This window comes from Paraburkholderia sacchari, from assembly GCF_000785435.2.
Taxonomy (GTDB): Bacteria; Pseudomonadota; Gammaproteobacteria; order Burkholderiales; family Burkholderiaceae; genus Paraburkholderia; species Paraburkholderia sacchari.
Map to the genome: position 1 here is coordinate 1 of NZ_JTDB02000021.1, position 9,354 is coordinate 9,354.

At 65.0% G+C, this 9,354-nt stretch carries 7 protein-coding genes; all 7 read left to right on the forward strand.

Annotation, left to right across the window (positions count from 1 at the left end; translation table 11 throughout):
• Positions 1 to 221: type VI secretion system tube protein TssD (tssD, locus tag NH14_RS33130; protein WP_168727183.1), on the forward strand; the 221-nt coding region annotated here is incomplete at its 5' end.
• Positions 222 to 292: 71 nt separating this feature from the next.
• Positions 293 to 700: a type VI secretion system baseplate subunit TssE gene (gene tssE, locus NH14_RS33135; RefSeq protein WP_035535285.1), complete on the forward strand. Its 408-nt coding sequence runs from the start codon at positions 293 to 295 to the stop codon at positions 698 to 700.
• A 50-nt stretch (positions 701 to 750) separates the two neighbouring features.
• On the forward strand, positions 751 to 2,475 hold the full coding sequence (gene tssF / locus NH14_RS33140) for a type VI secretion system baseplate subunit TssF (protein ID WP_035535282.1): 1,725 nt from the start codon (positions 751 to 753) through the stop codon (positions 2,473 to 2,475).
• The gene (gene tssG, locus NH14_RS33145; protein WP_035535278.1) at positions 2,439 to 3,422 is read left to right on the forward strand and encodes a type VI secretion system baseplate subunit TssG; all 984 of its coding nucleotides are present in this window, start codon (positions 2,439 to 2,441) and stop codon (positions 3,420 to 3,422) included. The genes tssF and tssG overlap by 37 nt, the downstream gene beginning before the upstream one ends.
• 32 nt (positions 3,423 to 3,454) lie before the next feature.
• Positions 3,455 to 6,100, forward strand: coding sequence for a type VI secretion system ATPase TssH (gene tssH / locus NH14_RS33150; RefSeq protein ID WP_035535275.1), 2,646 nt, complete (start codon positions 3,455 to 3,457; stop codon positions 6,098 to 6,100).
• Positions 6,101 to 6,195: 95 nt separating this feature from the next.
• Positions 6,196 to 8,883: a type VI secretion system Vgr family protein gene (locus NH14_RS33155; RefSeq protein ID WP_035535272.1), complete on the forward strand. Its 2,688-nt coding sequence runs from the start codon at positions 6,196 to 6,198 to the stop codon at positions 8,881 to 8,883.
• A gap of 288 nt (positions 8,884 to 9,171) precedes the next feature.
• Positions 9,172 to 9,354: type VI secretion system contractile sheath small subunit (locus NH14_RS33160; RefSeq protein ID WP_168727184.1), on the forward strand; the 183-nt coding region annotated here is incomplete at its 3' end.

A 9,354-nucleotide genomic window follows, 5' to 3' on the forward strand; every position in this document is an offset into this window, starting at 1 on the left:
ACCGCATCTCGCCGAAGGGCACGGAAGAGAAGTACTACACGGTGAAGCTGTCGAACGCGATTCTGACGAACGTACGCGCGTGGACGCCGAACTGCCTGGCGCTGGAGAACAAGCAGATGGGGCACATGGAGGATATCTCGTTCACCTACGAGAAGATCACATGGACGTTCGACCCGGACGGCATCGAGGCGGAAGACTCATGGCTCGCACCGAAGTCCTGAGCGGGCTGAACGAGATGAGCGTGCGGTGACAATGCATTGACAAAGCGGGGGCGGGGGTGAGAGAGCGTCGGTTGCTCGAACGGATTGCGAGCTGGGAGGCGGGCGAGGAGGGCGACGCCCGCACCAACCAGACGCAGGTGGACGTGCTCGTGCGCTCGGTGATGAATCACCTCACGCGCCTGCTCAACACGCGGCAGGGCAGTGTGCAGATCGACCCGCTGTTCGGCGTGCCCGATTTCACGAACCTCGCGGGCACGACGGCGATGGGCTCGACGCGCGAGATCGAGGAAGAGATCCGCCGCATGGTGCTGCGCTACGAGCCGCGAATCAAGTCGCCGCGCGTCACGCTCAATCGCGAGGAGACCGACGTGCTGTCGATCCGCTTCGCGCTCGAAGGAGCGCTGGAAGTGGACGACCGCGAAATTCCGCTACGCATATCGACAACGGTGGGCGCCAACGGCCGGGTGAGCATTGCCTGAGCGTCGGGTCCACTTATCTTTCCGCTCCTGTGTCAGTCAGTCGGGCAGCCATGTTCAATCAATATTACCTGGATGAGCTGAACAAGCTGAAAGGCTTGGCTGCGGAGTTCGCGCGGGTCAATCCCGCGATTGCGCCCATGCTTTCGGGCGCGTCCGCGGACCCCGACGTCGAACGCCTGCTCGAAGGCGTGGCGTTCCTCACGGGCCTCACGCGCCAGAAGCTCGACGACGAATTCCCCGAGTTCATCCAGGAGCTCACGAACCTTTTGTTCCCGCATTATCTGCGGCCAGTGCCGGCGTCCACGCTGATCCGTTTCGCCGCGAAAGGGCCGCGCTCGCAGGCGGCGCGCGTGGCGGCCGGCACCGAGCTCGCGTCGGTGCCGGTGGACGGCACGCCGTGCCGCTTTCGCACCGCCTGCGATCTCGATGTGGAGCCGCTCGCCATCGCCGAGGTCAATCTGCTGAGCCACGCGGGCGCCGCGCCCGTGCTCATGATCGATTTCGAGATGCAGGGCGGCCTGTCCATCGCGCAGTGGGGAGGCGACAGCCTGAGGCTCTTTCTCGGCGGCGGCTATGTGGATGCCTCGAAGCTGCTGCTGCTGTTGATGAATCACGTCGTCGGCGTGCGCATTTCGAGCGGCAGCGGCGAGCGGCTCTCGCTCGGCGCGAAGTGCCTGCGCATGAGCGGCTTCGACCACGACCTGCTGCCATATCCGAGCCAGGCGTTCAGTGGCTACCGCACGATCCAGGAGTTCTTCACGCAGCCGGAGAAGTTCCTGTTCGTCGACATCGCGGGCCTGCAACGCTGGACGGCGAACGCGAAGGGGACCAGCTTCAGCGTGGTCATGACGCTCGATTCGCTGCCCGAATGGCTGCCCGAGATCGGCAACGAAAGCTTCATGCTCAACGTGGTCCCGGCCATCAACGTGTTCTCTCACGCGGCTGATCCGATCGCGCACAACCATCGCGCCACCGAATACCGTGTCGTGCCCGAAGGGCGGGACCGCCGCCATCACCAGGTCTACTCGGTCGACCAGGTGCTGGGCTACCAGCAAGGCCAGGCGCGAGAGCGCGTCTACCAGCCCTTCGGCATGTTTCGCCACGACGGGCGCGGCGCGCAGCTGAGCTACCGCACCTCGGTGCGCAGCGCGAACGTGGAGCGCGGCAGCGAAGTTTATCTCTCGCTCAACTATCCGCCCTCGGATACGCCGTTGCCCGAGACGCTGTCGATCCGCATCACCTGCACGAACCGCGCGCTGCCGGAGAGTCTCAAGCTCGGCGACATCAGCCAGCCCACCAGCACCTCGCCGGACCAGATGACGTTCAGCAACATCCGCGCGGTGACGCCCGCCCAGGACCCGCCGGCCGGCGAGGAACTGTTGTGGCGCCTCATCTCGCACGTCTCGCTGAACCTGCTTTCCCTTGCCAACGCGGAGAACCTGCGCAAACTGCTCGGCCTGTACGTGTTCTCGGGGCGCCAGGGACCGGAGGCGGCCAATCGCCGGCGCATCGAAGGCATTCTCGAGCTGAGCGCCACGCGCGAGACGCGCCTCGTCGGCCGCGGCGGCATCCAGCGCGGTCAGCTCATCCGCGTGCGCTGCCGCGAAGATCACTACGCCGGGCTCGGCGACCTGTATCTGTTCGGCTGCGTGCTGGAGCGCTTTCTCGGCGATTACGCCGGCATCAATTCGTACACCCGCGTCGAGCTCGAAGGCGCGCATTCAGGAACCGTATTCAAATGGCCGCAGAGACTCGGGCAACAGCCGACGCTGTAAAGGACCTGCTGCTCACGAACGGTGAGAAGTACTCCTGGTTTCAGGCGATCCGTTTGCTGCGGCTGTACGACCGGCACACGGGCTTGCGCCAGGAGAATCTGCGCGTGCGCCCGCGCCTCGGGCTCGGCTTCCCCGAAAACGACATCGACCACATCGAGGCGCTGCCCGGCGGCGGCTATCGCATCACGGCCAACTTCTTCGGCCTGTATGGCGTGTCCTCGCCGCTGCCGACGTACTACACCGAAGATCTGTTCGAGGAGCAGCGCGAGGGACGTCATGTCACGCGCGACTTTCTCGACATCGTTCACTACGCGCTGTATCCGCTGCTGTTCGACGCGTGGGCGAAGTACCGCATCGAGCAGCGCATCGTCGAGGACCGCGACGAGACGGCGCTCAATCATCTCTACGCGTTCGTCGGGCTGAACGATGCGGACCTGCGCGTCGAGCTGCTGCCGGCCAGCGCGGAGTTGCTGCGCTACGCGGGCCTCTTCAATCAGCGGCCGCGCTCGGCGCTCGGCCTGAAGACGATGCTGGCCGACGCGTTCGCGCCGGCGCGGATCCGCGTCGAATGCGGCCTGCGGCGCGCCCAGCCGATTCCCGCCGACCAGCGCTGGCAACTTGGCGCCCAGGGCAGCCGTCTTGGCGACGATGCATGGCTGGGCGAGCTGATCGACGATTACGGCGGCACGATCAAGGTGCAGCTCGCCGACGTGCCGCAGCCGCTCTTTCATCAACTGCTGCCGGGCGGCGCGGGGCATGCGCGGCTGCGCTTTCTCACGCGCTTTTACCTGATCGATCCGCTCGACGTGGACGTCGAGCTCGATCTGCGCCGCGAGGAGGCGCACGCAGCGCGCTGCGGTCGCAGCACCTGGTCGCGGCTCGGCTACGACACGTGGCTCAATCCCGGGCTGGCCGATCTGCCCACGCGCGTCCGCTACCGTCTTTAACGCTACGGATAGAACAAGAGAGGAGAACCAACATGCTGCTGGTCGAGCTCAAGCCCCTCGTGGGGCGCCTGAACGCCTACTGCAAGCAGGCACTCGAAGATGGCGTGGGACTGTGCGTGTCGCGCGGCCACTACGAGATCACAGTCGAGCACCTGCTCGTCAAGCTGTTCGACGATATCCATGCCGACCTCGCGCTGCTGCTGCGTCAGCACGGTATCGATTCCGCGCTCGTGCAGCGCAGAATCAATCTCTCGATCGAGGACATGAAGACGGGCAACGCGGGCCGTCCGGCGTTCTCGCCGCTCCTGCTCGAGCTGCTGCAGGACGCGTGGCTCATCGCCTCGGTCGACCTGCAGGAGCCGCGCATCCGCTCGGGCGCCGTGCTGCTGGCGTTCCTCGCGCGTCCGACCTATTACGCAACTGGCGATTACGCGGCGCCGCTGCGCGAGCTCAATCGCGAACTCCTGCTGCGTTCGTTCGATCAGATCTGCGGCGGCTCGATCGAAGCGAGCGAGCGCGAGTCCGGCGGCGGCGAGGGCGCGACCGCGGCGCCGGCGGGCGGCGACGGCAGCGCCATTGCGCGCTTTTGCGAGAACTTCACCGAAAAGGCGCGGGCCGGCAAGCTCGATCCCGTGTTCGGCCGCGACGCGGAAATCCGCCAGATGGTCGACATCCTCGCGCGGCGTCGCAAGAACAACCCGATCTGCGTGGGCGACCCCGGCGTCGGCAAGACGGCTGTCGTGGAAGGGCTCGCGCTGCGCGTCGTCGAGGGCGATGTGCCCGATTCGCTCAAGGACGTGACGATCCTCGGCCTCGACATGGGCCTCCTGCAGGCCGGCGCGAGCGTGAAGGGCGAATTCGAGAACCGCCTGAAGGGCGTGATCACCGAAGTCAAGGCATCGGCGAAACCGATCATCCTGTTCATCGACGAAGCCCACACGCTGATCGGAGCGGGCGGCCAGGCAGGCACCTCGGACGCGGCCAACCTGCTCAAGCCGGCGCTCGCGCGCGGCGAACTGCGCACGGTCGCGGCCACCACGTGGGCCGAATACAAGAAGTACTTCGAAAAGGACGCGGCGCTTGCGCGCCGGTTCCAGCTTGTCAAGCTCGATGAGCCCGACCTCGCCACCGCAGTGCTGATCCTGCGCGGCCTGAAGGAGAAGTACGAGGACGTTCACAAGGTGGTGCTGCGCGACGACGCGATCATCGCCGCAGCCGAGCTGTCGAGCCGCTACATCACGGGGCGGCAATTGCCGGACAAGGCGGTGGACCTGCTCGACACGGCTTGCGCACGCGTCAAGGTGCTGCAAAGCGCGAAGCCTGACGTGCTCGAAGACAAGGAGCGCCGCATTCAGGCGCTCGAGCGCGAACAGCGCGGCCTCGAGCGCGACGAGGACAACCAGCAGCCGGTGGACCGCGCGCGTCTCGAAGCGATCGGCGCGGAGTTGCAGAGCCTCGCTGCCGAAGCCGCGGCGCTGCGCGAAGTCTGGCAGCGGCAGCAAGCAGCAGCGAAGGCGCTGCTCGATGCGCGCACGGCGCGCCACGAGGCCAAGGCCAACGGCGCCGCGCCCGAGGAGCTGCAGCGGCTGGCGCAGGCGATCGCCGGGGCCGCCGAAGCATTCAGGACCGCGCAGGGCGACGAGCCTCTCGTGCATATCGACGTTGATCCCGATGTCGTGGCGCGGGTGATTTCCGACTGGACCGGCATTCCCGTGGGCAAGATGCTGCGCGACCAGGCGCAGAGCGTACTGGGCATGGCCGCCACGCTCAAGGAGCGGATCCGCGGCCAGGACCACGCGATGGAGCTGATCGCCGAAGTGCTCAAGACAGCGAAGTCGGGCTTGAAGGACCCGCAGCAGCCGATGGGCGTGTTCCTGCTTGCGGGACCGTCGGGCGTGGGCAAGACAGAGACGGCGCTTTCGGTGGCGGACATCCTGTTCGGCGACGAGAAGTCCACGACGGTCATCAACATGAGCGAGTTCCAGGAGAAGCACAACGTGAGCCGCCTGATCGGCTCGCCGCCGGGCTACGTGGGCTACGGCGAGGGCGGCGTGCTGACCGAGGCGGTGCGCCAGCGGCCTTATTCGGTCGTGCTGCTCGACGAGGTGGAGAAGGCGCACCTCGACGTGATGAACCTGTTCTACCAGGTGTTCGACAAAGGCATGCTCTCGGACGGCGAGGGCAAGGAAATCGACTTTTCGAACACGGTGATCTTCCTCACCTCGAATCTCGCGACCGACGTCATCACCGAAATGACGGTCGGCGACGACAAGCCCGACGCGGCGACGCTGCTTTCCGCGGTGCGCCCGATCCTCTCGAATCACTTCAAGCCCGCGCTGCTCGCGCGCATGACCGTGATTCCTTACTTCACGCTGCAGGGCGAGGCACTCGCGGGCATCGTGCGCCTGAAGCTCGACAAGGTGGTGCGGCGCGTCGCGCACAACAACAAGATGCGCTTCACCTATAGCGATGCGGTGGTGGCACAGATCGCCGCGCGTTGCACGGAGGTGGAAACGGGCGCGCGCAACATCGACTTCATCCTGCGCGGCAACGTGCTGCCGCTGATGTCGCAGGAGATTCTCGCGCGCATGAGCGAGGGCGTGGCGCTCGAAGAAGTGGCGCTCGACGTGGACGAGGGCGGCGAGTTCGTCGTGACCTTCCCGAGCGCTCACGCGTGAGCCGCGAGGCACCGTTTCAGATGTAACGCGATTGCAATCTCGCGGCAAAACAGCGCCGCGAGAATGGAAAAAAATCACCTGTACGGAGAATCAGCATGGTCTCGATGGCCGATCGGATATTGGCGAACAAGCGCTTCGCGTTCAGCTCGGAAGCGTTTGGCGCGGACAAGTTCTCGGTCGTGGAAATGGAAGGGTTCGAGTCGATCTCGCAGCCGTTCCGTTTCGTGCTCACGTTGGTATCGGACGATGCGTCGATCGACTTCGATTCGATGCTGAGCCACCCGGCGACGTTCGAGATCTACGGCCCGGAGGGCGAGATCCGCACGCCCTGGCACGGCATCCTCGCCGAATTCGAGCAGTTGCATCGCGCGGACGGCTACGTGTTCTACCGCGCAGTGCTGGTGCCGCGCCTGTGGCGGCTGTCGCTGTTCCGCATCTCGGAGGTCTACCTCGGCGAGCAGTCGATTGTAGACACGCTGCGCACGGTGCTCGAAAACGGCCGGCTCAACTCGGTCGACTACGAGTTCCGCCTCACGGGTACGTACCGGCCGCGCAGCTTCGTGTGCCAGTACCAGGAGACCTATCTGGACTTCCTCTCGCGCTGGATGGAGAAGGAAGGCATCTACTACTACTTCGATCATTCCGGCAGCACGGAAAAGCTCGTCATCGTCGACGACAAGGTCATGCTTGACTCCCAGGCGCTGCCGGTCTCGTACCGGCCCGACGATTCGCTCGATACGGGCGTGGCGGCCGATTCGGTGCGCGACTTCGTGTGCCGGCAGCGCCCGCTGCCGCACGAAGTCGTGCTGCAGGACTACAACTACCGCAAGGCGGCGCTGCAGTTGAAGGCGAGCGCAACGGTCTCGGATTCGGGGATCGGCGAAGTCGTGCTGTACGGCGAGAACTTCCGTACCCAGGACGAAGGGGAGCGCTACGCGAAGCTGCGCGCGCAGGAAATCGTCTGCGCAAGCAAGGTGTTTTCCGGCGAAGGCACGGCGATGGGGCTGCGCGCGGGCTACTTCTGCACGCTCTCGCATCACTATCGCGACGACTTCAACGGCGAGTACCTCGTGACCGAGGTGCATCATCAGGGCTCCCAGGCAGGCGCGCTGCTCAGCGGCGTGGCGAGCCCGTACAGCGACGGCGCGCGCGGCGGAGAAATCGCCTATCGCAACAGCTTCCGCGCGATTCCCGCGGCGACCCAGTTCCGCCCCGAGCGCGTGACGGCCAAGCCGCGCGTGGCGGGCACGATGAACGCGACGATCGACAGTGAAGGCGACGGCAAGTACGCGGAGCTCGACGAGTTCGGCCAGTACAAGGTGCAGTTGCCGTTCGACGTGACGGACAAGAATCCGAACAAGGGCTCGGCACGGCTGCGCATGGCCACGCCCTACGCAGGCACGGACCACGGCATGCACTTTCCGCTGCACAAGGATGCGGAGGTGCTGCTGTCGTTCATCGACGGCGACCCCGACCAGCCGGTGATCGTGGGCAGCCTGCCGAATTCGGAGAATCCCAGCGTGGTGACGCAGGACATCGCGCAGGCGAACCGGATCAGCACGGCGGGCGGCAATCAGGTCTACATGGGCGATGGCGAGGGCAAGGAAGTGATCTGGCTGCACTCGCCGTTTCATAACAGCTCGGTGGGCATCGGCTCGACCGACCCGAAGGGCGGCGGCAGCCTGTGGATGGCGACGGCCGGCACCTCGGAAAGCGTGACGGTGGGCGCGAACAACGGTGTGACGGTCGGGCCGAAGACTGCCATTACGGTCGGCACCTCGGTTGCGCTTTCGGCCGGCGTGAACAGCAATTACACGCTGGGCTCGAATGTGAACGTGACGTGGGGCCAGAATGTCGGGTGGACCGGAGGAAGGAATGTGTCGCTGAGCGACGCCGAAACCGTCTTGCTGAAGACCGACGCCAAGTTGCAGGGCAGTACCACCTTGAAGCTTTCCGGCGGGATGCAGCCGGCAATCGATACGGCGGTTCAGGCTGCGAAAAAATCGGTTCTGCGCGCCGCGCAGATCAGCACGGCCGTCAATGCCGCGCTGGGCGTCGCGGCGGGCGGCACGGTGACTGCCGGCGTGTACCTCGGCGGCGGGGAGAAGACCAACGGCAAGCTCGACATCGCCAATCCGTGGGGTTACGGCACGACGGCCGGGCAGATGGCGGGCGCGGTCGGCGCAGGTCTGAACCTGTTCCGGGTACTGCGCAACGCCGGTAATTCGATTGCCGCAGCGGTTGCCGCCGCACCGACCTATTCGAGCAATATCGACCTCGACATTTCTGGCATCACGGCCATGGCCGGCCTGGCCGCCGCCGGCGGACAGCTTAAGCTGACGCCGCTGACGGGAGAGTTCTCGGTAACGAACGCCGCCGCCAAGGGCAGCATCGACGTCACGAGCCTGAGTGTCACGGTGACGGCGGCGGCCACGAACACGGTGGTGGTGGATGGCCAGGGCGTCGCCGCGAAGGGCGCGATGGCAAGCCTCGAAGGCACGAGCACCGCCAGCGTCAAAGCCGGTACCAGCGCCAGCGTGACGGGCGGGACCGGTGTCGGCGTCAAGGCCGATACCGGTGCTGTCAGCATCGAGGCCACGGCCGGTAGTGTCGGCGTTAAGGCCGGTGCGGGCGTTTCGGTCGAGGCGGTGTCGAACGTGTCGATCACCGGCGCCAAGCTCTCCGTTGTGGCGGACATGGACGTCGCCCTGGAGGCCGGCAATGCGTTCAGGGTGACCGCGGTGACTGCCAGGATCAACGGCAGGCTGATCCAGCTCGGATGACACGGTATGAGAGTCGTCTTTGCATGGCGAATTGCAATTGACGACCCATATCACCCGATATGCATTTCACTTAATCGTTGCAAAATGAGCTGGGGCGGGATGTGTATTCCTGCTTTATGTGTGCTTTATTAAGGTATGCAGGGCAATAACTTCGAAGTTTTCAATGAAATAGGTGCGCGGCAGATTCTTGTAGCGTGAAGAATAGCTAAGCGCTATGCTCATCGCGCTGTAAGAAAGCGCTCGGGTTTACTAACTAACGAAGCGGTACAAAGAAGAAGGGGATCGGCCATGGCATCTGACGGGTCAGTCGCTCCGAAGGAGCGCGTCAATATCGTATATCGTCCGGCGACAGGGGATGCGAAGGCGGAGGTGGAGTTGCCGCTGAAGCTGCTGGTGCTGGGGGACTTCACGCTGCGCGACGACGATACGCCGATCGAGGAAATGAAGCCCATCAACGTCGACAAGGACAAC

Coding starts and splice junctions, on each gene's coding strand:
- tssF (WP_035535282.1), top strand. CDS start 751: ATGTTCAATCAATATTACCTGGATGAGCTGAACAAGCTGAAAGGCTTG.
- tssG (WP_035535278.1), top strand. CDS start 2,439: ATGGCCGCAGAGACTCGGGCAACAGCCGACGCTGTAAAGGACCTGCTG.
- tssH (WP_035535275.1), top strand. CDS start 3,455: ATGCTGCTGGTCGAGCTCAAGCCCCTCGTGGGGCGCCTGAACGCCTAC.
- NH14_RS33155 (WP_035535272.1), top strand. CDS start 6,196: ATGGTCTCGATGGCCGATCGGATATTGGCGAACAAGCGCTTCGCGTTC.